This window comes from Pseudomonas sp. D4-21, assembly GCF_051132125.1.
GTDB lineage: Bacteria > Pseudomonadota > Gammaproteobacteria > Pseudomonadales > Pseudomonadaceae > Aquipseudomonas.
In genome coordinates this window covers 172,701-196,560 of the sequence record NZ_CP071664.1, presented here as the reverse complement: position 1 = coordinate 196,560, position 23,860 = coordinate 172,701, and the positions used below count along the sequence as shown (strand labels likewise).

14 protein-coding genes, 2 tRNA genes and 4 rRNA genes are annotated in these 23,860 nt (G+C 57.9%); 2 read left to right on the top strand and 18 right to left on the bottom strand.

Annotated features, from left to right (window positions below):
• Positions 1-18: 18 nt before the first annotated feature.
• Positions 19-1,074 carry an HNH endonuclease gene (locus J3Q04_RS00925; protein ID WP_434608510.1) on the top strand — a complete coding sequence of 352 codons (1,056 nt, stop codon included), beginning with the start codon at positions 19-21 and terminating at the stop codon, positions 1,072-1,074.
• Between the two features lie 543 nt (positions 1,075-1,617).
• Here the strand turns inward: J3Q04_RS00925 and J3Q04_RS00920 are convergent.
• The 6 genes from J3Q04_RS00920 to J3Q04_RS00895 form a co-directional block, all read right to left on the bottom strand.
• Positions 1,618-2,235 (bottom strand): hypothetical protein, encoded by a 618-nt coding sequence (locus J3Q04_RS00920; protein WP_434608512.1) that lies wholly within the window; start codon positions 2,233-2,235, stop codon positions 1,618-1,620.
• Positions 2,232-2,804, bottom strand: coding sequence for an RNA polymerase sigma factor (locus tag J3Q04_RS00915; protein WP_434611686.1), 573 nt, complete (start codon positions 2,802-2,804; stop codon positions 2,232-2,234). The genes J3Q04_RS00920 and J3Q04_RS00915 overlap by 4 nt, the downstream gene beginning before the upstream one ends.
• 112 nt (positions 2,805-2,916) lie before the next feature.
• On the bottom strand, positions 2,917-4,593 hold the full coding sequence (locus tag J3Q04_RS00910) for a vWA domain-containing protein (RefSeq protein WP_434608514.1): 1,677 nt from the start codon (positions 4,591-4,593) through the stop codon (positions 2,917-2,919).
• Between the two features lie 251 nt (positions 4,594-4,844).
• The gene (locus tag J3Q04_RS00905) at positions 4,845-6,158 is read right to left on the bottom strand and encodes an MFS transporter (RefSeq protein ID WP_434561346.1); all 1,314 of its coding nucleotides are present in this window, start codon (positions 6,156-6,158) and stop codon (positions 4,845-4,847) included.
• Positions 6,159-6,195: 37 nt separating this feature from the next.
• Complete coding sequence (locus tag J3Q04_RS00900; RefSeq protein ID WP_420767744.1) at positions 6,196-6,369, bottom strand: hypothetical protein; 174 nt, start codon at positions 6,367-6,369, stop codon at positions 6,196-6,198.
• A gap of 133 nt (positions 6,370-6,502) precedes the next feature.
• Positions 6,503-7,060, bottom strand: a complete 558-nt coding sequence (locus J3Q04_RS00895) for a YbhB/YbcL family Raf kinase inhibitor-like protein (RefSeq protein ID WP_420767743.1) — start codon at positions 7,058-7,060, stop codon at positions 6,503-6,505.
• A 140-nt stretch (positions 7,061-7,200) separates the two neighbouring features.
• Here J3Q04_RS00895 and J3Q04_RS00890 point away from each other — a divergent pair, with 140 nt between their 5' ends.
• Complete coding sequence (locus J3Q04_RS00890) at positions 7,201-8,733, top strand: FAD-dependent oxidoreductase (RefSeq protein ID WP_434608518.1); 1,533 nt, start codon at positions 7,201-7,203, stop codon at positions 8,731-8,733.
• Positions 8,734-8,803: 70 nt separating this feature from the next.
• Here J3Q04_RS00890 and pgaD read toward each other — a convergent pair whose 3' ends face one another.
• The 12 genes from pgaD to J3Q04_RS00830 all read right to left on the bottom strand — a co-directional run bounded on the left by pgaD (position 8,804) and on the right by J3Q04_RS00830 (position 23,335).
• Positions 8,804-9,307, bottom strand: a complete 504-nt coding sequence (gene pgaD / locus J3Q04_RS00885; protein ID WP_420767741.1) for a poly-beta-1,6-N-acetyl-D-glucosamine biosynthesis protein PgaD — start codon at positions 9,305-9,307, stop codon at positions 8,804-8,806.
• Positions 9,304-10,659, bottom strand: a complete 1,356-nt coding sequence (gene pgaC, locus J3Q04_RS00880; RefSeq protein ID WP_420767740.1) for a poly-beta-1,6-N-acetyl-D-glucosamine synthase — start codon at positions 10,657-10,659, stop codon at positions 9,304-9,306. Before pgaC ends, pgaD begins: the two co-directional genes overlap by 4 nt.
• 1 nt (position 10,660) lies before the next feature.
• Positions 10,661-12,658 (bottom strand): poly-beta-1,6-N-acetyl-D-glucosamine N-deacetylase PgaB, encoded by a 1,998-nt coding sequence (pgaB, locus tag J3Q04_RS00875; protein ID WP_434561350.1) that lies wholly within the window; start codon positions 12,656-12,658, stop codon positions 10,661-10,663.
• A gap of 12 nt (positions 12,659-12,670) precedes the next feature.
• Positions 12,671-15,154 carry a poly-beta-1,6 N-acetyl-D-glucosamine export porin PgaA gene (gene pgaA / locus J3Q04_RS00870; protein WP_434608521.1) on the bottom strand — a complete coding sequence of 828 codons (2,484 nt, stop codon included), beginning with the start codon at positions 15,152-15,154 and terminating at the stop codon, positions 12,671-12,673.
• A gap of 248 nt (positions 15,155-15,402) precedes the next feature.
• Positions 15,403-16,908 (bottom strand): YdgA family protein, encoded by a 1,506-nt coding sequence (locus tag J3Q04_RS00865; protein WP_434611688.1) that lies wholly within the window; start codon positions 16,906-16,908, stop codon positions 15,403-15,405.
• A gap of 159 nt (positions 16,909-17,067) precedes the next feature.
• Entirely contained in the window at positions 17,068-17,703 is a 636-nt protein-coding gene (locus tag J3Q04_RS00860; protein WP_420767737.1) for an NADH:ubiquinone oxidoreductase subunit N, read from the bottom strand.
• 181 nt (positions 17,704-17,884) lie between these two features.
• Positions 17,885-18,000, bottom strand: a 5S ribosomal RNA gene (gene rrf / locus J3Q04_RS00855).
• A 107-nt stretch (positions 18,001-18,107) separates the two neighbouring features.
• Positions 18,108-18,223 (bottom strand): 5S ribosomal RNA (gene rrf, locus J3Q04_RS00850).
• Positions 18,224-18,377: 154 nt separating this feature from the next.
• Positions 18,378-21,269, bottom strand: a 23S ribosomal RNA gene (locus J3Q04_RS00845).
• A 241-nt stretch (positions 21,270-21,510) separates the two neighbouring features.
• Positions 21,511-21,586 (bottom strand) — tRNA-Ala (locus tag J3Q04_RS00840).
• A 10-nt stretch (positions 21,587-21,596) separates the two neighbouring features.
• Positions 21,597-21,673, bottom strand: a tRNA-Ile gene (locus J3Q04_RS00835).
• Positions 21,674-21,796: 123 nt separating this feature from the next.
• A 16S ribosomal RNA gene (locus J3Q04_RS00830) occupies positions 21,797-23,335 on the bottom strand.
• The 16S, 23S and 5S rRNA genes sit together here with 2 tRNA genes alongside, the layout of an rRNA operon.
• Between the last annotated feature and the right edge of the window lie 525 nt (positions 23,336-23,860).

Below are 23,860 nucleotides of genomic sequence, written 5' to 3'. Positions count from 1 at the left end.
CCTCACCAGATGGAGAAGATGCAAGACTTCATTGGCTTCATCTTTTTCGCAGTATGGTGCAAAGCGCCGAAGCTCGGACCATTTGGCCTACATTTGTTCGCAGCCAATACAAAGCTATACGAAGTGGTGAAATCATTTCACTACGACGACACAATCGGTGCGGAGTTTTTTAACGGACACGTAGAGCGCATCTACGGTTTGTTTTCACAATTGTCGCCTAAAGACATCAAGCAGTTCAGATGTTGGTATCGTGGTAATAACGATCTAGAAAATGTTTGCGCCAACAACCCTGCAACACGATTAGCCAGATACGAAGAAATTGCTCCGGCCCATCCGGAGCTGAGCAAATTGTTAGCCGTATTCTTTAAGGGACTTTATTCTCAGTCACTTCTGGATCTCTCTGAACTCAGGAAAAAAATTGGTGACATCGATGATCATTACAAAAGTTTTATGAGCACCAATGCAACTGGCAGATGTCCATTCTGCGGCATCAATAAATTGAAGGGCAAGTATCACTCTAAGCGCGAAGCTTACGACCACTATTTGCCTAAAGCATTTTACCCTTTCAACTCTATCAGTTTCAGAAACTTAGTGCCCGCTTGCCACGAATGCAATAGTAGTTACAAGGGTAGCCAGGACCCCGCCTATACACCCAAGGATCCTGCTCGAAATCCAGCTCGTCGCAAGGTGTTTTATCCATTTTCGACTCAGGCTTACCGGATTGAGTTGCAAATATTACTGCGGCATGGCGACGTTAGAAACCTTATCCCTCAAGATATAGATCTGTACTTTGGACCGCCCGAGCTTTCCGAAAAAATCGATACTTGGAAAGATGTATATGAAATTGAGGAACGATATCGTGCAGAGTTATGTAGCGAAGACGCGCAGGATTGGATTGAACAAGTTCTTACGGCAAATCGCCTACATGATGAAACAGACGGATTAATAGGCAAAAAGCCGGAGGCCTATTTAGAGGAAGTCGCCTGCTATGCCAGCAATGCCCCCTACGCCAACGAAAATTTTTTGAAGCATGGCTTTCTACAAGCCTGCAAGGCTGTAGGATTTTTTACGTAGCAACCAAGGTAAAGTCTGATGAAGCGCGGAACCGCGGAAAAACTCGACGTCTCGCATTAAGCAGAATGACCGATCAGCATCGTCTCCGCCAAAGTCCTGACCGTCACCGGCCACACTGGTGATGAGCGAATCGAAGCTCGTTGAGTAGATGAGAACTTTTGGTTGCCGCACACGCCGACAGCTCAACTGATCCGAGCGAACGTACGCATCATCAGCAAATGTCCGTGGAGCCCCCCGATCAGGTATGACAATCCTCTGAAAGATTGAAATGCCACAAAATTGCCACACTCGCCCCGCTAAACGAGGCGAAAACCCGCTAACCCCAGCTAACACAACCCTTTGATTTTTCAGCTAATCCGCGCTAACGTATTGATTCTAAACGTCGACTTTTAGGACTCCGAAGGCAGGGGTCGTGGGTTCGAATCCCGCCTGGTGCGCCATACCAAAAGCTAGACCTGTCCCGGACAGTCTACGAGCTTCAAAAAACCCGCCCCGTGCGGGTTTTTTGTTTTTGCTGCCTGTGGCGAGGGGGCTGGCATCTCCTCAACGCTCACGCAAAGCCTCCAACCGCGCCGGCAAGTCCTCCTTGGGAAAACGTTTGTGCAGCGCCAGCAGTTTTTCATCAGCGGCCTTGCTATCTCCTGCCTGCCGCAATTGCAGGATTTCCATCAAGCCCTGCTCCAGCGATGGCAGTGCCGCGGGTGCGGATTTGCTCATTTTCGTCGCTGGCTTTTCCGCCAACAATTGCACAGGGCTGGCCGGGGCTCGGGCCAGCTCGCCCTGGGGCGCCATGCGGGCGATCGGGGCCGGGGCGGGCATGGCCGGCGGTGCTGCGGCGGCGACGGCTGACTTTTGCTGGTCGGCAGAAAACTCGATCGACGCGGGTGCGGCCAACTCGTCGTGAGGCAGGGGTGAGCGCAGCGCCAGGCCGATCATCAGCGCCACACCGGCGACCGTGGCGAATGCCATCTGCCAACGTGGCTGCTGACAAGCTTGCAACCAGCGCTGCCACAGGCTTGGCACGGGCGCCGGGGCTTCGCGTCGGGCGGTGGCCAGGATAAAGGCGTCTAGCGAGGCCGGCGGTTCGCCGCTGGCGTGCTGACGCAAATGCTCGATCAATATTTTGTCGTCTGCATCCGGAGCGTGTTTGGGGTCGATCATGCGGGTACCTCCTCGGCCAACAGGCGGTGCAATTTCTGTTGGGCGTAACGCAGGCGGCTTTTCACCGTTTCCAGTGGCGCGCCGGTCAGTGCGGCGATCTGCGGCAGTTCCAGGTCGCCATGCAGACGCAGCAGGAAGATTTCCCGCTGATCCTCGGGCAAGGCCTGCAACGCGGCGTCGAGACGCGCCTGGTCGCGACTCAGGCTCAGTTGTTGCTCGGGGCCGCCGGTGTCGTCGGGCTGGACATGCAGTTGCTCGTCATAACTGTCGTGCAACGGGTTGTGGACGCCATGCTTGCGCCAGTGGTCAATCAAGCGGTTGCGGGCAATCTGGAACAGCCATGTACGAAAACTCGCCCGTCCTTGTGGCTGGGTCGTGCTGCGAATCAGGCTGAGCCAGGTGTCCTGGAAGATTTCCTCGGCCAGTTCGGCCTTGTTGCTCAAGGACACGAGGAACCGATAAAGCCCTTGGCGATGGCGGGCATACAGGGCTTCGAAACAAGCCCCGTCGCCATCTCGGTAGCGGGCCAGCAGCGATTCGTCGCTGGGTGAATCAAGCGCAGCGGGCATGTCGGTGACGAACTCCTTTCTGGTCATTGCAACACAGTCCTGGCAGACAACAAGGGAACCCTGTGGGAGCAAGCTCGCTCCCACACATTTTTGATCCCCGTTGCGCTCGGGATCAGCGCCTGGCCGCAGGTTCAAGGCTCTGCGCAAGCTCCACCAACTGCACAAACTCGGCGCGCAACCCGAACGGGTCATCGCCACGGGCCGACCGCGCCAGTTGTGCGGTGTCCTTCAGGCTCATCGCGCCTGTGTAGCGTCCATCGCCCTTGAGTTGCTGGGCGAAGGCCGCCACGGACGCCGCGAAGCGCAGGTCATCGCTGGGTTGTTTTTCGCTTTGCGCGCTGGCGATTGGATGCTCGATCAAGCGACTGTTGCCGCCCTCGGCCGGTTTGTAGCGTACACGTAACATGGCCAGTTCGCCGGCCTTGCCATCCGACTTCGATGCGTTGCCATAACGCAGCGGCTCCAGCCAGCCCTTCTCCCCCTTCGGAACAATTTCGTACAACGCCGTCACCGTGTGCCCTGCGCCAATCTCGCCCGCGTCGACTTTGTCATTGTTGAAATCCTCACGTTTCAATGCGCGGTTTTCATAACCCAGCAAGCGATATTCGCTGACCTGGGCCGGGTTGAACTCCACCTGCAACTTCACGTCCCGCGCCACTACCGCAAGCGTCGAACTGAGCTGATCCACCAGGACCTTGCGGGCTTCGAGCAAGTTGTCGATATAGGCGTAGTTACCATCGCCGGCGTCAGCCAATTGCTCCATCAGGTGTTCGTTGTAGTTATCCACACCAAAGCCTAGCGTTGTCAGGGATACGCCACTTTTACGCTGATCCACCGCCATCTGCTTGAGGCTGTCGAAATCACTGATGCCGACGTTGAAGTCACCGTCGGTGGCCAGCAGGATGCGGTTGATGCCCTTGTCGATGAAGCTTTCCCGGGCCATTTGATAGGCCAGTTCGATGCCCGAGGCCCCCGCGGTTGAACCGCCAGCGTTCAGCTGATCGATGGCGTTGCGGATCTTCACTTTGTCGCTGCCCGGAGTGGGCTTGAGCACCACGCGGGATTCGCCGGCATAAACCACCAGCGATACGCGGTCCTGATCGCGCAATTGATCCACCAGCAGTTTCAACGTGCTTTTGACCAGCGGCAGCCCTTCACGACGGTCCATGGAACCGGACACGTCCACCAGGAACACCAGATTGGCCGGGGCCAGCTCCGCCACGGCGCGGTCGGACGCCTTGATGCCGATGCGCAACAGACGGGTATGAGGATTCCATGGCGACGGCGCGACTTCGGTAGTCACGCCAAACGGCGAACCATCGGTGGGCAAGGCGTAATGGTAAGAGAAGTAGTTGACCATCTCCTCCAAGCGCACGGCGCCCTCGGGCGGCAGGCTGCCTTGGTTGAGCAGACGTCGCACATTGGCATAGCTGCCGGTATCGACATCCACGCTGAAGGTCGAGACCGGCGTTTCGGCAACGCTATGGATGGGATTGTCCGGCAGCTTTTCGTACTGCTCGCGCGACTCGGCGCGGTAACCCGCGGCGACGGCATCGTTCGCCACGCTTGGGGCAGGCATTGGTGCCGGTTTCATGAGCATGCGCTTGGCCGTCGACTGGCGCACTTCGGCGATCTCGCCTTGCGGTACAACACTGGGCGCCACGGCCACCGGCTCGGCTGACTTGGCCGCTTCGTGAGACGAAGACAACCCACAACCGGCCAACGTCACCAGCATGGTGACAGCAAAACCCTGGGCGGCAGGACGCATAAAAGACAGTGGGCGGGACATGGGCTGAACCTCGTGGATGGATGATTCGTTCACAAGGTCAGACGTAAGGCCTGCGTGGTTCGGGTTAATCGCTTGGAAATAATTTCCTGACTGCTCGCAGCCCCTCCTTAGCCCCTGATGCCTTTGCGATTTTCCCTCAGGTTACCGCCACGACGGTTTCCTTCAGTCCACCACCGACGTTACTCGGCGCAGATCCGTGCCATCGCAATGGTTTAAGCGAGCACCGTTGAGTCGGCACACTGTCCGCTAACTCACGATTCGCACACCAGCGAGGGCTGGACAGACTTCGTGTGCCGTTTCGGAAAATAAGCCGCCGCGCCGACGCCCAGCGCGCCCATCACTACGCAGTACCCCACGCACACCCAAGGACTCCACGGCACCAAAGCAATCAGCACCAACGGCGTGATGCTCGCCCACAGCGCGTAGGCGATGTTGTAGGTAAACGAGATGCCAGATACACGGATTTTTGCCGGAAACAGGCTCACCATCACCGAAGGCACCGCGCCGACTACACCGCAACCCAAGCCGGCGATAGCGTAGGCCAGGCCCAGCCACGCGCTGCCGCTGATCAGGCTGGCGAAGAGCACGCCGATGCCCACGGGCAGCAGCAGGCTATACAGCATCACCGTGCGCCAGGCGCCGATGCGGTCGACGATGAGGCCGGCCAGGACGCAGCCGATGTTCAGGAAAACGATGCCGAGGCTGCTCAGGGCGAAAGTGTGGCCAGGGGTCAGGCCGAAGCTCTTCTGCATCACGGTCGGGGTGATGACCACAAATACCACCACAGCAGAGGTCAGCACGCAGGTGAGAATCGCGGCGGGCAGCAAGGCGTGGCGATGGTCGCGCAGGACCGTGCGCAACGGCAATTCCGCCGCGCCTTCGCGATTGGCTTGCAGCGCCATGAAGATCGGCGTTTCGCTCAGCCAGCGGCGCAGCCAGACGCCAATCACACCGAATACCCCGCCCAGCAGGAATGGCAGGCGCCACGCGTAGTCAAGGATTTCCGCCGGGGTATAAATCCGCGCCAGCGCCGTGGCGGTCAGGGCGCCAAGCAGATAGCCGAAGGTCAGGCCCGCCTGGAGAAAGCCCAAGGCATAACCTCGATGTTTCAGTGGCGCATGTTCAGCGACGAAGACCCAGGCGCTGGGTACTTCCCCGCCGACCGCCGCGCCTTGCAGGATACGCAACGCCAGCAACAGCAACGGGGCGAAATAACCGATTTGCGCGTACGTCGGCATCACGCCGATGAGCAGGCAGGGCAACGCCATCATGAGAATGCTCAGGCTGAACACCCGCTTGCGCCCCAGGCGATCGGCAAAGTGCGCCATGAGAATCCCGCCCAACGGCCGTGCCAGGTAGCCGGTGGCGAAAATTCCGAAGCTTTGCAGCAAGCGCAGCCACTCGGGCATTTCCGGTGGGAAAAACAGCTGGCTGAGGGTCAGGGCGAAGAAGACAAAAATGATGAAATCGTAGATTTCCAGCGCACCGCCAAGGGCGGCGAGGCCCAGGGTCCTGTAGTCGGATCGGTTGAACCGGGCGTCTGGCAAATGAGTGGTGGCAGTCATAGGCAAGTTTGAAAAAGAATTGGAAGAAGGCGACGGTTCAGGCAGCGGGCCCCTTGTCCGCGGGCTGCACCGACGATTGGCCTGGCTCGGCGTCCGCGGCCTCGTCAGCTGGCAAGAAATCCTTGCGGCTCTGGGCGATGGCCCGGCGTATTTCGTCGCCCTTGGTGGGGCAATTCTTGAGGCGGGCGATGCCGTCGGTTTTCTGCGTCATCGCCATCCTCCGGCATGAATGAACAGGGGCTCGATAGTGCTCGTTTTTAGCGCACGATGCCAACTTACGTGACGATTGGGGCTGCCGGGCAACCCCGCGGGTGCATGGTTGCTCGCCCGGAGCCGAGGCCCGGTCAACGGTGATAGCGGCGCACCACGCTGCTGTTGCGCAGGACGTGACCCTTGAGTTTTTCCATCAATTGGGCCCGTGTGAGGCCGGCAGGCAGGGCGTCGGGCGGCAGGTCCAGGGCGAAAATCTGGATCAGGTAATGGTGTGCGCTGTCACCCACGGGCGGGCACGGTCCGATGTAGCCGTGGGTGTTTTTGCTGTTGATGCCGCTCATGCCCTCAAGCGTGGATTTGGTGCCCGCGCCTGTCGGAATCTGTCGGGTGCTGGCCTTGATTCCATAATGGACCCAATGATCTACGCCTTGTCCACGCTGGCCGTCGGGGTCGAGCATGACGATGGCATAGCTGAGGGTGCCAGGCGGGCCGGCATTCCAGCTCAGGGCCGGGGAAATATTCTTGCCGCCACATTGGTTGGCGTCGCTGGCGGCCGCTGCGGTGAAGAGGCGGTCGTCCGACACGCCGGGAATGCTCAGGGTAAAACGCTCTTCAGCCTGGACTCCCTGTGCGCACAGCACGAGGGTGACGGCCGCGAGCCAGGAGGAAAAGGAAGTCAATCGGGTCATACCGGGCACCTTGAATGCGGTTCAGGCCAACGACGGCCTGCGAACTATAGCCGCAGCGCCGCCCCGGTTGCAGTGACAATTACGCTGAACCTCGTTCCAATCCCTCGACTCCAACGGGAAACGCCTGCCGGAGAACGACCATGCCCATGCATCAAGTCGCCCGCCTCGCTGATGTGCGAGAAGACCGCGGCCTCGAAGTCACCCTCAACGACGCGCCCATCCTGCTGTTACGGGCTGGAGGGCAAGTGCGGGCGTTCCAAGGCAAGTGCCCGCACGCCGGGGCGCCTTTGGCCAAGGGCGCCGTATGCCACGGAAGGCTGATCTGCCCCTGGCACAAAGCCGCGTTTCGCGCTGAAGACGGCGCCCTGTGCGAGCCGCCGGCCCTCGACAGCCTGGAGCGTTATCACGTCGAGGTGCGAGGCGAGGAAGTCTGGGTCGATGACCAACCACTGCCGGCCGAAAAAGTCCCCCCCGCCGATGACCCGCGCACGTTTGTCATCGTCGGCGCCGGCGCGGCGGGCACGGCATGCGCGGCGGCGTTGCGCGAGAAGGGTTTCGGCGGCCAGATCCAGCTGATCGACCGCGAGGCCGAGGTCGGCTACGACCGGACGGTGTTGAGCAAATATGTATTGGCTGGCGACATGGCTGCGGACGAAACTCCGCCTCTGCGCGATGAAACTTATTTCAGCCAACAACGCATCGAACGGCGCCATGGCCAAGTGACCGGCCTTGATGTCAATGCGCGTCGGATCCGCCTCGCCGACGGTCAATCACTGGCTTACGACGCCCTGTTGATTGCCACTGGCGGCGAACCCAAGACGCTGGATCTGCCCGGTATCGACTTGCCGCAAGTCCTGATGCTGCGCTCCTTGGCCGATACACGGCGGATTCTCGAACATGCGCAGCCGGGGCAACGAGCCGTGATCATCGGCGACAGTTTCATTGCCATGGAGGTCGCCTCCTCCCTGCGCAAACGCGAACTCAGCGTCACCGTCCTGGCTCGTCACCCAGTGCCGTTCGCGGCGCAGTTCGGCGACAGTATCGGCAAGGCGATCCTGGCTCGGCACCGGGCCAATGGCGTGGTGTATCACACCGACGGCGAAGCAGCGCGGATCGAGGGTACGGGCAAAGTACACACCGTGGTGCTGGATAACGGCCAACGCTTTGAGGCGGACCTGGTCATCGTCGGCGTCGGCGTGCGCCCGGCCACGGAGCCGTTCGCCAACCTGCCACGGGAGAAAGACCAATCGTTGATTGTCGACGACGGCATGCGCGTGGCCGACGGCGTCTGGGCCGTGGGTGATATCGCGACCTTCCCCCTCAACGGCCAGCCCCAGCGCATCGAACATTGGCGGCTGGCCCAGCAACAGGCCCGCATCGCCGCGACGAACATGCTCGGTGGTGAAGAACATTACCTGGACGTGCCGTTCTTCTGGACCTATCACTTCGGCAAACGCTACGACTATCTGGGCCATGCCGAGGAATGGGACGAAGTGCAATTCAAGGGCACGCCCGAGCATCCGCCCTTTATCGCGCTGCTCGGCAAGGACGGCCTGGTCGTGGCGGTCGTGGCCTGCGATGAAGGCCGGGCGATGGCGGCACTGGCCCAGCGCATGAAACAACCGCTGCCTGTGGATGAAGCTTGGCGGCTGGTCCGGGATTTTTCGATGTAGCTTGTCTTTGCAGACGCCACAAAGCCTGTGGGAGCGAGCTTGCTCCCACAATGAAGCAGCACCGCTGCGCTTACGCCGAATGATCCGCCGGCAGATGAATGATCTGCGGTCGCTCCAGCGGCGCCAGGGGCGGCGGTTGCAAGTCCGGGCCCAACAAGTGGAAATGCGGCACGACGTGGCTGATATCGCCGTCCTGATTGTTATGGATGATCTTCGAACCTGGCTGGCGCAGCGTTTCCAGACGTTCGCCAGTCAATTTGAAACTGGCACTCAGCCCCTGGTCGTCCACTGCGGGCCTTGGCAGCCTACGCTGGGCGAAGCTACGGCTCTTGCGCTGTTGATAGCGCGCCCAGCTGATCAGGATGATTGCGTTGACCAACGCGATCCAGCCGTAGATCTGCAACGTCCCCAGGGTGTCGAACAATGAACCGCCCAGACGCGGGCCCGCGTGGCTGTCAAACAGCGGCCACAGACCGTTCACCAGCAGGTACAACAGTCCAACCCACGCCAGTACCGTAAAGAGCACGTCGATGATCACCAGAAAAGGCCGCTGGCGGGTCCTGATAATTTTCATCGGATCACTTCCTCTTCTTCGTCATCGAACGGTTTGATCCCGCGATCCGGGCTGATCCAGCGCGCGCGTTTCTGATGCTGTCCGAACAGCACCTTGGGGAAACTCACCAGCGTGGTGAACAAACTGATCAGCCAGAACACCAGGGGGTACCAGACCACCCAGAACATGATGTGCCACAGGCCCTTTTCGTAGCGACGGTCGATCAGAATGCTCACCGCGAATTGCATCAGGCACACCACCGCCAGCAACAGGCCGGTGAAAGCCGGCGGCATCAAGTGGTCCACGGCGATGGCGGCTGGCATCTCGACGAATTTACCGGCTCCCCAGAAGATCACTGACAGCAGGAAGGTGAACGCCCAACCGGTGGACAGGCAGTATTCGAACAGCAGCGGCCACAGGTAGCGGTGACGGTATTGCCAGATGCCGCGGATGTTCTTGAACAGCACCTCGGCGCCACCCTGGGCCCAACGCAGCCGCTGCCGCCACAGGCCCCGCAAGGTTTCGGGCATGAGGATCCAGCACAGGGCGCGTGGCTCGTAGAAAATGCTCCAGTGGTCCAGTTGCAGCTTCCAGCTGATGTCGATGTCCTCGGTGATCATGTCCGGGCTCCAGTAGCCGACCCGGTGCAGGGCCGTGCGACGGAACGCGACGATTACGCCGGACACGGTAAAGATCCGCCCGAAAACCCGCTGGGTGCGCTTGATCAAACCGATGATCGAGGAAAACTCGCCGACCTGGACCCGGCCCACCAACGTCGAACGGGTGCGGATGCGCGGGTTGCCGGTCACCGCGCCAAGGCGGGCGTTGTCAAGCATCGGCGCTACCAAGTAGGCGCAGGTGTTGGGCGCCAACAGCGCGTCGCCGTCGATACACACCAGGTATTCACTGCGTGCGGCGATGGCGCCCATACGCAGGGCCACGGCCTTGCCCTGGTTTTCCGCCAGGTGCAGCACGCGCAAGCGCGGGTCTTCGACGGCCAGTCGATCGAGCACCTCGGCGGTGTTGTCCTTGGAGCCGTCGTTGATGGCGATGACTTCAATGTTCGGATAATGCTGGCCCAGCGCTGCGTGAATCGTGTCGGCAACGTTGTCGCCTTCGTTGAAGCACGGGACCAGGATGCTGATCAGCGGCTCGCCGGCCAGGGGCGGCGGCAACGTGTCGTCCTTCCACGGCCAGTGACGCTCCCAGTGCAGCCAGAAATACAGGCCTCCAGCGATCCATAGGCCGGACATGAACAGCGGGTAGAAGAACACGAAGTCCATCAGGAATTGCCCGGTAACCAGGAAGATCAGGCCCAGGGGCACCCCAAGGACGATCGCCAGCACCAGGACGGCGAGCAGTCTGTCAAGCATGTCAAGGATTCCACTTGTTGGAGAGCGCCGGCCGCACGGCTTTCACGGCGGGCTGGTCTTCGATGAAATTGTCCGGGTAGTAGCCGAAACTGGTCACGCCCTGGCGCTTGAGGCGCCCCATCCAGTCGGCCAGTTGTTCGCCCTCGATGTCTGCCACTGGCTTGCTGTGCCAATCACGGGCTTGCAGTTCGAACACCGTGCGCTTGAGTGCACCGGGGCGAGCCTTGATGGTTTCCACCAATCGCTCCAGCCAGGGCCCCGACTGTTCGCGGGTCTGTTTTTCCATCAGGGGCATGGCCATCGGCGCCGTCCAGTCGTAGGCGGCGAGGAAATCGTCAAGGTTCTGGGCGAACCAGGCTTCGCTTTCCGGGTTGAGCATCGGTTCGGCAAAGATGTTGCGCGCCGTGCGCACCTGCGGGCCACGTATCGCCCGGACCTTGGCGGTGAGCTCGGCGGTGAAGTCGATCAGGTAGCGGCTCTTGAAGCGAGTCCAACGCTGCATGGCGGCAGGGTCATCGCGCAGGGCAGCGATCGATTGCGGCAAGCCATGGGCGGCGTACACTTTCATCGCGGCGGGGCCGGCGTCCTCGAAGTCGGAGAACACGGCATCGTCATGATAAAGAACGCCGTCCACCGAGCTCATCCGCGCCATGTCCTCGTAGATCTCGCCGATGATCTTTCGCACGTTCGGGTCGAACGGCGACAGGCGTACATATTGGTCTGGGGCGACGCCCGTCTTGCCGGTCTCCGGATCCCAGCGCTGCACGCGCGGCAACTTCGAATCCAGGGCAAAACTGAGTACCGGCATCCACGCATAGACCTTGACGTTGGCCCGGGTGCGCAATTGCCATGCAACGCGGTCGAACAGATCGGCGCGCACCGGCAGGTGGCGGTTAGGAAAGTACAGCGAGTGGACCAGACCATCGCCTTTTGGATCGGCGAACGCTTGCAAGAACACCGTGTTGGCGCCCAGGTCATAGATGCGCTGGACCAGTTTGCCGACGTTGGCCTCCTGCTGCACGGGGTCAGAATCGTAGACGTAATCCAGGTCGACGTGGACCACCCGCATCGGGTCGATCGTCTGCACTGACGCGATACTTTCGGCGAAGTGAGCACCATCCGGATCGGATGCGACCAGGAAGCGCGGTCCACTCATCAGGTTATCGAGGCTGTCGAGGCCATCTTCCAGGGTCAGGGCCATCTGGTAACCCTGGCTGCCGATCACTTGCAATGCGGTGCCGTCGGCCTCGCCGTAAGGCCACACCCAGACACGCGGGCTGTAGCCGACCACCTTGCGGATCTTGTCTGAAATAGCCGCCACGTCTTTGCGCATACGCGCCTGGAAATCGGCCTCGCTCTCATAGCGACCGGTCACGGCATCATAGAGCCGGGTAGTTGCCGCCGGCTGTTGGTTTCCTTGGGGATTGGCGAGCACGCCTTTGTGGTTGGCGTCGGTGTGGGCCGCGATTTCCACCAGGCCCGATTTCGAAATCTCGCGAATCTGCTCCCACGTGAGGAACTCGGAACGCTTGCGCGGCACACCGGCGAAATCCACATTCTGGTTCATCGGCGTGTCGACCCAACTGCCGACCGGGGCCAGGATTGCCGGCCAGTTGTAGGCTCGCAAGATCGGCATGACGCGCGTATAGAAGCTTGAGTAGCCATCGTCGAAACTCAGCAACACCGCACGCGGCGGCAGTTGCGGTCCGCCGTTGCGGGCAGCGATGATCTGGTCGACCGTGACCGCCTGGTAATTGTTTTCACGCAGCCAGGCCAGCTGTTCAATCAGGCGCTCAGTGCGCACGGCTACCAGGCCCTGGTCGGGGTCGCGGTCTTCGACATCATGGTAGGCAATACCCAGCACATGGTTTTTCGGCCACGGGGCATCGTTCGCCGCGACCGGCCGTTGCGAAGGTGGCGCGAACGCCGGGGCTTGCTGGGCACAAGCGCTGATCAGCAAGACTCCCAGCAGAAGGATGAATCGCGAAATGACGGGCATTTTCAAACTCTTCTAGAAGCGGTAGGTGAGATCGACAAGCAGGCGCAGATCGCTTTCACGATCGCCGTCGTAAGGGCGGTTGAGCCAGCTCAGCGCGGCCCCGGCTTCGAGCACATCGTTCCAGAGCAAGCGTTGGCCGTAGCCGAGCAACCCCATGGCACCGGTGTTGTAGTCGCGCTGGCTGTAGGTGCCGGCGCCGACTTGGAATTGCTGGCTCCAAGTGGTTTCGTAACGGCGGTACAGCACGTGATTGGCGCTCACGGTCGGCATGACGCTGAAGTCCGACTTCGGATTGAAGTACGGCACTTCTTCGGAACCGCTGTTGCGGCTGGCACCCACTTCCAGTCCCAGCTCCACCTGCAGGCGTGGAGCGCTGTAGATGCCCTCGCGGCCGGTCAGCAGGGTCTCCAGGCGATTGTTGCCGTCGCTGAAATGGGACGGGCTCACAGCCAGCCGCCATTCGCGGCTTTCATTGGCGCGCCAGCGGACGAAACCGCTCCCGCCATTGGCGCGAATACCGCTGTTGAGAGCTCGCAACGGTGTCTCGGCCGAGAGGTAATCCAGGCTGCCGCCGTACTGCCAGTGATCGTTGATGTCCCGGGCCACGGCCACGCGCGCGCCTTGCTTGTCGCCGGAGCCGTACGAGTGGTTGGAGACTTCCGCTTCCAGAGTCATGTCGCGGGTACGCCGCTCCACGCCCAAGCGCTGCCAGCGATGATGGCCGGTGCCTTCCTCAAAGTCGCCAGTGGCGTAGCCGGCACCGCCGAATAGCCGCCAGTCTTCGTCAATGGGCGGGCTGTAGAGCAACGTTTCGATACCAAAGTCCCGGCTACCGGTCACCGCGCCGGCATCGCCGTTGCCACCGCCGTAGCTTTTGCCGGTGTAGGCTTCGATGCGCAATTCAGCCATGTCATGAACTTCACGCTGACGTTGCAGGCGTTTGACGTGGGCATTCTCCGGATAACGGGCGACCACGTCGTCGGTAAGCGCGTCCATCTGCCGCCATTCCTGCAGGTCCATCGCCGCGCGAGCCTGGGCGACTTCCAGGTCGCGATTGCGCGGTGTCGTGGTCTCGATTTCCTTGAGCAGGCTTTCTGAACGCCGCGGCCAGTCACGGGCTTGATACAGGTCGGCCTGGGCCAGGCGCAGGCCGATGTGGCCAGGGGCTTGGTAGATGAGACTTTCCAGACGCGTTTCGGCGGAGGGCAGGTCAGCGCCATAAGTGCCTGCTTGAGCGGCAAGCATCTGCGCATCCATCCACTCGTCGTTGGGGTTACCGATTGGCAATCCCTTGAGCTCCACCCGAGACGGCTGTGATTTAGCCAGATCTTCGGCCAGCGCGCGGGCCTCTTCGGACTTTTCGCTTTCCAGCAAGGCGTAGTAGAGCGCGGTGCTGTCTTCGAAACGGTCCGCAGGGTCGGCATCCGGCGCGGTCAGTACACGGCGGTACAGCTCGACGGCTATTTCCGGCTCACGTTGCTCAAGATAAGAAGAGGCCACCCAGCGCAAGGCATAAGTCGGAATGCTGATACCTTCAGCGACCAGCTTCTGGTATTCGGCGATCACCTCTGCCCGGCGAGCGCGGGCGTTGAGGGCTCCCATGCGGTCGATTCGCCACCGCAGCACGTCCTCATGGGCCTCGGCCACTGGCGTCCAGGTGGCGAGCAGTTTGTCGTAATCGGCCAACGCGCGGTCAGCGATGACAAAGCGCTCCTTTTCGCTGCGGCTGGCCATATCCGCCAGACGCACCCGTTCAGCCGCCACATCGCCTTCAAGCCGGCGCTGCACGCCGCGGTCGATCAGCCCAGGCTGAAGACGGGCCAGGCGCAACGCCGGTTCAGGCAACCTGGCACGCTGCAGCGCATGAATGTATTCGCGCGCGACTTCAGGCTTGTTGCTACCGGCACGGATGAAGGCTTGATCGTATTGGAACAGGGCTTCGTGGGGATTGTCAGCGCGCGTCAGTGCATAGCCCAACGCCAACCGGCGCATCGGATCTTCGGGCTTGGCGGCAACCAGGACCTTGGCACGGCTGACGGCTTCGTCGGGTTTGCCGGCGTCGGCCTGGGTCAGGGCCAGGCCCAGTTGCAGGTCCGCATTTCGTGGTTCGATGGCCAGGGCTCGACGATACAGCTCAATCGCCGGATCCCAACGCTGGAGGTTGCGATAGGAGCGGGCCGCTGCGGTCAGCGCCTGGACCGGTAACTCGCGGTAACGGCCTTGGGTTTCGTAGACCTTCACCACCTCGGCATCGAGACCAGCCCAGCTGGCGATCTGCAAGTGATCGCTGATTTGCGCGGTACTGGCCTGCCCCGCCGGAACTTGGCGCAACACGGCCAGTGCGGGCGTGTAATCGCCCGAACGGGCATCAAGCACCATTTGGTCATAGGCGGCATCGGCAAACGCCGCCAGCGGCAAGCACAACTGGCTGCACAGCGCGACGCGAAACAACGGGCGCAAACCGAATCGAATAAAGGGACCCACAGTACGCGGCATTCGTCAGCATCCTTACATGGCCAGCCGGGTCGCAGTGCCCCCTTGCCCATCAAACAGGAGGCCGGGTCAAAGGAACCCAGCCAAGCTCTAACGGGCTAAGTCTGGCATCGCGCGAAGGGTGATTTTTCGGAACGCCATAATTCTTCAGAATCCATGCAGATTTCAGCGCCGAAGTTTTCAAAGAGAAAAAAAAACCGGCTCGTGCGCAGGGCACGGGCCGGTTTTTTGGAGGGGAGCTTTTAGGGGTATTACTGAACGGCGACGCCGCCGCCCAACTTACTCATCACAAATGCCGAGAATTGTTCAACGGTCATTTTCTGTCCGTTGAAATCCACTTGATTGTTGGCGTAGTGCAAGTTGGTGACCACGTCGTTGCCTTCCAGCTTCGCCAGCTCCGTACCCACAGCCATGGCGCTGAACATATCGCTGGTGGCAGTGGCCTGGTCGGCGATCAGTTTGGCGTCTGTCTGGCCTTCCATCTGCGCCTGCACGGTCAGCAGGTCCACAAGCATCGGCTTGGACACCTTCACTTTGAAATCCAGCAGGGCGAGCAATTGACGGCCTAGTTCATCCGGCGGCAGATCCATCGATTGTGGCTTGGCCAGGTCTACGACCAGGCTCGCGCGGCTTTCACCGTTAGCCGTATTAAACGAGAGGTTCTCCAGGGCCACTTGTGGGGCGCCCGCCAGGAGTTTCTCCAGATCGGCCTTGACCTGCGCCTCTTCGGCCTCGGTCAAATTCAGCTCTGGCGCTGGCTCGCCCGCTTCAGCGGCCTCGGCAGCAGCTTTTTCGTATGGCTGCAGTTTGGCTTGGTAGACCTGCATCAGCGACATGGTTGCGGGAATATCCAGGTTCTTCAGGCTTACCGCCATCTGCGCCGAACCAATGACCTTATCGTTGAAAGACAACTCACCGATCTTGTAGTCGGCACGCCCCGAAGCGCTGGTACCCTTTTCGGAGCTGTTGTTCTTCATTTCGAAATTCTTCAGGCCCAGCACTGATTTCTGTTCGCCGAAACTGGTCTTGCTGTTACTCAGCAGCAGGGTGTTATCACCCATGTAGTAGCCGTAGGTGCTCTTGGTCAGGTTGCTGGCCAATGTCAGACCGCTAAGCTCGATTTGCACCGGTGTTTGATCTTCGGCGACGGTGCTCAGTTTGAAACTGTCCATATAACCGTCGGCCTTGATCTTCTCTGCTTGGGCGCTGGCTGCCACGTCGATTTTCAGGCCGGAAAAGATGAGCTGGGATTGTTCGTCCAGCTTGGTATCCAGCGGGAGCAGTTCGAATGTACCGTTTGTGGACTGATCGTAGCCGAGGTTGAAAACGCCTTTGAGCGGCGATTTATCCTTGGCGGCAACAAACCATTTTTCGGTCAGCGGAGTCCGCTCAAGTTCGGTGTGGCTGGTAGCCATGACCGGCAACCATTTGAGCGTCATCAGCCGGGAAACCGGTAGCGGGCCGTGTTCGATGTTATCAACGAACAGCAATTCAACGGATTCGCCACCAAACATTTCGCCTTCACCTTTGAGGCGGTAATGCGCAGTGCTGCTGAATGTTCCACGATCCAAGGAAACCAGCTCGATCGAAGCGGTACCGTTGGACCCGGCCAAAGCCGTTTGCAATTGCTTGTTGCTGTCGGCAATGGCTGTATTCAAAACTCCTTCAAGCTTCGTCCCGGTATACCAGGCGCCGCCCGCACTGATAGCGCCGATAACCACAACGATTCCGAGAAGTACGCTTGCTGATTTATTCATGAGAGACCCGATCGTATTCCATGGTTGAAAAAGTCGCCGTCTTCCTTGACCCGCAAAGGGCTGTGGCTCGACGCGGCAAAAGTGGTGGAGGAGATTAGCACCAGGCACGCCAGCAAGCCCAATGTTTAAAGGGGAAAAAGCGTGTTCTTGAGAAATGGTCTACGAATATTGGACTTCGATCTCGTCCAGTTGGTGATCAAATGTCTTGAGCCGTGCCGTCCAGGTGTATACCAGTACCTCGAAATCACGATTGATCACCGCCGTACTCGACGAGTCGGCACGCCCATCACAGAAATCCAACTGGTAACGTTCCCTAGCCATGGCATTGGCGACATCGCACAGTTCACGAGCGTTGTTGAGCCAGTGCCAATCATCTTGCGCGACCTGCTCGTCCAAGGCCGCGCATTGGATTTTCAAGGCTTCGAGACTTTTTTCCAACGGTGTACCCGTGAGCTCTCCCATGACCTCTTGGAACGTGCGACCTGGCTGCCAATAGCTGCCCCAGAAATAGCGATCAAACACCGTCTCGACCCGACGCAGCGCGACCTTGGTGTCCCATATCAACACCAGGGTCTTGCCTTGCTCGAGCTGTTTTTTCTTGATGCGCTGGCCTTGCATCGAGGCCCAGGCGACAACTGCGATGGATATGACACCGATCAGCGCGGACGCGCTATCAAGGAAAATCAGCGCTTTATCGAGCTGATGAGTCAGCATGACGCCATAGAAATAGGTGGCCGAAAGCAGTACCAACGCCGCAATAGCGCACCAGAAGCCGGGAGCATAAGGGTTTTTCATTATTCGAATCCCCATGACCAGTCACATCGCGGGCTCTCGTTGCAAACGCCCAACAACCCAAGCATAGCAATGGACTGGGGGTTTGCCGGGGCGCGACAGCAATTAGGGAGATGATCCGATTACCGGCTCTGAAACGACAAAACCCCCGTCTGCGGTGCAGACAGGGGTTTTGGGAATTCAATCTTGACGATGACCTACTCTCACATGGGGAAACCCCACACTACCATCGGCGATGCATCGTTTCACTGCTGAGTTCGGGATGGGATCAGGTGGTTCCAATGCTCTATGGTCGTCAAGAAATTCTGTGACCAACCCGTTCAGGAACAACGTGTCGGTTAAAATCGAAGACTTCTACTAAAACAAAACCCCTACCTGCATCAGCAGATAGGGGTTTCGGAATTTAATCTTGACGATGACCTACTCTCACATGGGGAAACCCCACACTACCATCGGCGATGCATCGTTTCACTTCTGAGTTCGGGATGGGATCAGGTGGTTCCAATGCTCTATGGTCGTCAAGAAATTCGGTAGCCAGCGCGTGCCTTACGGTCACGTTCCAGCAAATGGGTATGTGATAGCGTGTTGCTTGTGAGTATCTCGAACTTTCGGTTCGTTTCGTCTTCACAACACCGCAATCTGGCCTCTTTCGAGTCTACAAATTGCTTGGGTGTTATATGGTCAAGCCTCACGGGCAATTAGTACAGGTTAGCTCAACGCCTCACAGCGCTTACACACCCTGCCTATCAACGTCGTAGTCTTCGACGGCCCTTCAGGGAGCTCAAGGCTCCAGTGAGATCTCATCTTGAGGCAAGTTTCCCGCTTAGATGCTTTCAGCGGTTATCTTTTCCGAACATAGCTACCCGGCAATGCCACTGGCGTGACAACCGGAACACCAGAGGTTCGTCCACTCCGGTCCTCTCGTACTAGGAGCAGCCCCTCTCAAATCTCAAACGTCCACGGCAGATAGGGACCGAACTGTCTCACGACGTTCTAAACCCAGCTCGCGTACCACTTTAAATGGCGAACAGCCATACCCTTGGGACCGGCTTCAGCCCCAGGATGTGATGAGCCGACATCGAGGTGCCAAACACCGCCGTCGATATGAACTCTTGGGCGGTATCAGCCTGTTATCCCCGGAGTACCTTTTATCCGTTGAGCGATGGCCCTTCCATACAGAACCACCGGATCACTAAGACCTACTTTCGTACCTGCTCGACGTGTCTGTCTCGCAGTCAAGCGCGCTTTTGCCTTTATACTCTACGACCGATTTCCGACCGGTCTGAGCGCACCTTCGTACTCCTCCGTTACTCTTTAGGAGGAGACCGCCCCAGTCAAACTACCCACCATACACTGTCCTCGATCCGGATAACGGACCTGAGTTAGAACCTCAAAGTTGCCAGGGTGGTATTTCAAGGATGGCTCCACGCAGACTGGCGTCCACGCTTCAAAGCCTCCCACCTATCCTACACAAGCAAATTCAAAGTCCAGTGCAAAGCTATAGTAAAGGTTCACGGGGTCTTTCCGTCTAGCCGCGGATACACTGCATCTTCACAGCGATTTCAATTTCACTGAGTCTCGGGTGGAGACAGCGCCGCCATCGTTACGCCATTCGTGCAGGTCGGAACTTACCCGACAAGGAATTTCGCTACCTTAGGACCGTTATAGTTACGGCCGCCGTTTACCGGGGCTTCGATCAAGAGCTTCGCGTTAGCTAACCCCATCAATTAACCTTCCGGCACCGGGCAGGCGTCACACCCTATACGTCCACTTTCGTGTTTGCAGAGTGCTGTGTTTTTAATAAACAGTCGCAGCGGCCTGGTATCTTCGACCGGCGTGGGCTTACGCAGCAAGTGCTTCACCCTCACCGGCGCACCTTCTCCCGAAGTTACGGTGCCATTTTGCCTAGTTCCTTCACCCGAGTTCTCTCAAGCGCCTTGGTATTCTCTACCCAACCACCTGTGTCGGTTTGGGGTACGGTTCCTGGTTACCTGAAGCTTAGAAGCTTTTCTTGGAAGCATGGCATCAACCACTTCGTCACCCAAAGGGTAACTCGTCATCAGCTCTCGGCCTTGAGATCCCGGATTTACCTAAGATCTCAGCCTACCACCTTAAACTTGGACAACCAACGCCAAGCTGGCCTAGCCTTCTCCGTCCCTCCATCGCAATAACCAGAAGTACAGGAATATTAACCTGTTTTCCATCGACTACGCTTTTCAGCCTCGCCTTAGGGACCGACTAACCCTGCGTCGATTAACGTTGCGCAGGAAACCTTGGTCTTTCGGCGTGGGTGTTTTTCACACCCATTGTCGTTACTCATGTCAGCATTCGCACTTCTGATACCTCCAGCAAGCTTCTCAACTCACCTTCACAGGCTTACAGAACGCTCCTCTACCGCATCACTTACGTGATACCCGTAGCTTCGGTGTATGGTTTGAGCCCCGTTACATCTTCCGCGCAGGCCGACTCGACTAGTGAGCTATTACGCTTTCTTTAAAGGGTGGCTGCTTCTAAGCCAACCTCCTAGCTGTCTAAGCCTTCCCACATCGTTTCCCACTTAACCATAACTTTGGGACCTTAGCTGACGGTCTGGGTTGTTTCCCTTTTCACGACGGACGTTAGCACCCGCCGTGTGTCTCCCATGCTCGGCACTTGTAGGTATTCGGAGTTTGCATCGGTTTGGTAAGTCGGGATGACCCCCTAGCCGAAACAGTGCTCTACCCCCTACAGTGATACATGAGGCGCTACCTAAATAGCTTTCGAGGAGAACCAGCTATCTCCGAGCTTGATTAGCCTTTCACTCCGATCCACAGGTCATCCGCTAACTTTTCAACGGTAGTCGGTTCGGTCCTCCAGTCAGTGTTACCTAACCTTCAACCTGCCCATGGATAGATCGCCCGGTTTCGGGTCTATTCCCAGCGACTAGACGCCCTATTAAGACTCGCTTTCGCTACGCCTCCCCTATTCGGTTAAGCTCGCCACTGAAAATAAGTCGCTGACCCATTATACAAAAGGTACGCAGTCACCCAACAAAGTGGGCTCCCACTGCTTGTACGCATACGGTTTCAGGATCTATTTCACTCCCCTCTCCGGGGTTCTTTTCGCCTTTCCCTCACGGTACTAGTTCACTATCGGTCAGTCAGTAGTATTTAGCCTTGGAGGATGGTCCCCCCATATTCAGACAAAGTTTCTCGTGCTCCGTCCTACTCGATTTCACTTCTAAGATCCTTTCGCGTACAGGGCTATCACCCACTATGGCCGCACTTTCCAGAGCGTTCCGCTAAAATCAAAGAAGCTTAAGGGCTAGTCCCCGTTCGCTCGCCACTACTAAGGGAATCTCGGTTGATTTCTTTTCCTCAGGGTACTTAGATGTTTCAGTTCCCCTGGTTCGCTTCTTGCACCTATGTATTCAGTACAAGATAACCATCTTATGATGGCTGGGTTCCCCCATTCAGACATCTCCGGATCACAGTCTGTTTGCCGACTCCCCGAAGCTTTTCGCAGGCTACCACGTCTTTCATCGCCTCTGACTGCCAAGGCATCCACCGTATGCGCTTCTTCACTTGACCATATAACCCCAAGCAATCTGGTTATACTGTGAAGACGACATTCGCCGAAAATTCGATCTGGCTCTAAGAGCCACTCACAAATTTTACCTTAGCCTGATCCGTTACCAGTGAAAGTAACGTTCAGTCTATCTTTCTATCACATACCCAAATTTTTAAAGAACGATCTAATCAAAAGACTAGAAATCAACATTCATCATCCCGCGGATGGAATGCTCATTTCTAAGCTTTCAGAAGCAGTTTATGGTGGAGCCAAGCGGGATCGAACCGCTGACCTCCTGCGTGCAAGGCAGGCGCTCTCCCAGCTGAGCTATGGCCCCATAACAAAATTGGTGGGTCTGGGCAGATTCGAACTGCCGACCTCACCCTTATCAGGGGTGCGCTCTAACCAACTGAGCTACAGACCCAATTTCGAGCTTGTAACTGTTAGCTGTGAGCTATCAGCTTGGAGCTTAAAGCTGCTTCTATCGTCTTCTTCAATGAATCAAGCAATTCGTGTGGGAGCTCATGGAGCCGCTGCTGTCGTCGATTAAGGAGGTGATCCAGCCGCAGGTTCCCCTACGGCTACCTTGTTACGACTTCACCCCAGTCATGAATCACACCGTGGTAACCGTCCCCCCGAAGGTTAGACTAGCTACTTCTGGTGCAACCCACTCCCATGGTGTGACGGGCGGTGTGTACAAGGCCCGGGAACGTATTCACCGCGACATTCTGATTCGCGATTACTAGCGATTCCGACTTCACGCAGTCGAGTTGCAGACTGCGATCCGGACTACGATCGGTTTTGTGGGATTAGCTCCACCTCGCGGCTTGGCAACCCTCTGTACCGACCATTGTAGCACGTGTGTAGCCCAGGCCGTAAGGGCCATGATGACTTGACGTCATCCCCACCTTCCTCCGGTTTGTCACCGGCAGTCTCCTTAGAGTGCCCACCATAACGTGCTGGTAACTAAGGACAAGGGTTGCGCTCGTTACGGGACTTAACCCAACATCTCACGACACGAGCTGACGACAGCCATGCAGCACCTGTCTCAATGCTCCCGAAGGCACCAATCCATCTCTGGAAAGTTCATTGGATGTCAAGGCCTGGTAAGGTTCTTCGCGTTGCTTCGAATTAAACCACATGCTCCACCGCTTGTGCGGGCCCCCGTCAATTCATTTGAGTTTTAACCTTGCGGCCGTACTCCCCAGGCGGTCAACTTAATGCGTTAGCTGCGCCACTAAGAGCTCAAGGCTCCCAACGGCTAGTTGACATCGTTTACGGCGTGGACTACCAGGGTATCTAATCCTGTTTGCTCCCCACGCTTTCGCACCTCAGTGTCAGTATCAGTCCAGGTGGTCGCCTTCGCCACTGGTGTTCCTTCCTATATCTACGCATTTCACCGCTACACAGGAAATTCCACCACCCTCTACCATACTCTAGCTCGACAGTTTTGAATGCAGTTCCCAGGTTGAGCCCGGGGATTTCACATCCAACTTAACGAACCACCTACGCGCGCTTTACGCCCAGTAATTCCGATTAACGCTTGCACCCTCTGTATTACCGCGGCTGCTGGCACAGAGTTAGCCGGTGCTTATTCTGTCGGTAACGTCAAAACACTAACGTATTAGGTTAATGCCCTTCCTCCCAACTTAAAGTGCTTTACAATCCGAAGACCTTCTTCACACACGCGGCATGGCTGGATCAGGCTTTCGCCCATTGTCCAATATTCCCCACTGCTGCCTCCCGTAGGAGTCTGGACCGTGTCTCAGTTCCAGTGTGACTGATCATCCTCTCAGACCAGTTACGGATCGTCGCCTTGGTGAGCCATTACCTCACCAACTAGCTAATCCGACCTAGGCTCATCTGATAGCGCAAGGCCCGAAGGTCCCCTGCTTTCTCCCGTAGGACGTATGCGGTATTAGCGTCCGTTTCCGAGCGTTATCCCCCACTACCAGGCAGATTCCTAGGCATTACTCACCCGTCCGCCGCTCGCCACCAGGTACAAGTACCCGTGCTGCCGCTCGACTTGCATGTGTTAGGCCTGCCGCCAGCGTTCAATCTGAGCCATGATCAAACTCTTCAGTTCAAACATCTTTGGGTTTTGAGAAAACCCTAAACTTGGCTCAGCAATCGTTGGTTACATCTTTGATTTCTCGCGGAGTAACTTGTGATGCTGATAATCTGTTGACTAGCAGTCTGACTCCACAAGCACCCACACGAATTGCTTGATTCAGTTGTTAAAGAGCGGTGGGTTGAGCCTTTCGTCTCAACCGAGGCGCGCATTCTACAGCGCCCCGTGTATCTGTCAAGCGGTTATTTTAAGAAGTTTTCAAAGTTTCGCTTGGAAATCCTTAACAACTTCAACCACTTGCGCTTTCGATCTCTCGTTAGCGGGAGGCGAATTCTACAGCGTTACTCGCTGCTGTCAACACCTCTTTTTTACCGCTTTCGACCGAGAAGATCGAACCGTCGATAGCGCCCAACAAACCGGCCTACCCACTCCTTCCGTGCTTCGATGAACTGAAGCGAAGCACTTACCGAAACTTGGTTAACTCATTGAAACTCAAGGAGTTTTCCGTTTCGACTGCGCCGGAAGTGGGGCGAATTATAG

Bases quoted from the DNA above. Each gene is read 5' to 3' on its own strand.
- J3Q04_RS00925 (WP_434608510.1), top strand. From the start codon at position 19: ATGCAAGACTTCATTGGCTTCATCTTTTTCGCAGTATGGTGCAAAGCG.
- J3Q04_RS00920 (WP_434608512.1), bottom strand. From the start codon at position 2,235: ATGATCGACCCCAAACACGCTCCGGATGCAGACGACAAAATATTGATC.
- J3Q04_RS00915 (WP_434611686.1), bottom strand. From the start codon at position 2,804: ATGCCCGCTGCGCTTGATTCACCCAGCGACGAATCGCTGCTGGCCCGC.
- J3Q04_RS00910 (WP_434608514.1), bottom strand. From the start codon at position 4,593: ATGTCCCGCCCACTGTCTTTTATGCGTCCTGCCGCCCAGGGTTTTGCT.
- J3Q04_RS00905 (WP_434561346.1), bottom strand. From the start codon at position 6,158: ATGACTGCCACCACTCATTTGCCAGACGCCCGGTTCAACCGATCCGAC.
- J3Q04_RS00900 (WP_420767744.1), bottom strand. From the start codon at position 6,369: ATGACGCAGAAAACCGACGGCATCGCCCGCCTCAAGAATTGCCCCACC.
- J3Q04_RS00895 (WP_420767743.1), bottom strand. From the start codon at position 7,060: ATGACCCGATTGACTTCCTTTTCCTCCTGGCTCGCGGCCGTCACCCTC.
- J3Q04_RS00890 (WP_434608518.1), top strand. From the start codon at position 7,201: ATGCCCATGCATCAAGTCGCCCGCCTCGCTGATGTGCGAGAAGACCGC.
- pgaD (WP_420767741.1), bottom strand. From the start codon at position 9,307: ATGAAAATTATCAGGACCCGCCAGCGGCCTTTTCTGGTGATCATCGAC.
- pgaC (WP_420767740.1), bottom strand. From the start codon at position 10,659: ATGCTTGACAGACTGCTCGCCGTCCTGGTGCTGGCGATCGTCCTTGGG.
- pgaB (WP_434561350.1), bottom strand. From the start codon at position 12,658: ATGCCCGTCATTTCGCGATTCATCCTTCTGCTGGGAGTCTTGCTGATC.
- pgaA (WP_434608521.1), bottom strand. From the start codon at position 15,154: ATGCCGCGTACTGTGGGTCCCTTTATTCGATTCGGTTTGCGCCCGTTG.
- J3Q04_RS00865 (WP_434611688.1), bottom strand. From the start codon at position 16,908: ATGAATAAATCAGCAAGCGTACTTCTCGGAATCGTTGTGGTTATCGGC.
- J3Q04_RS00860 (WP_420767737.1), bottom strand. From the start codon at position 17,703: ATGAAAAACCCTTATGCTCCCGGCTTCTGGTGCGCTATTGCGGCGTTG.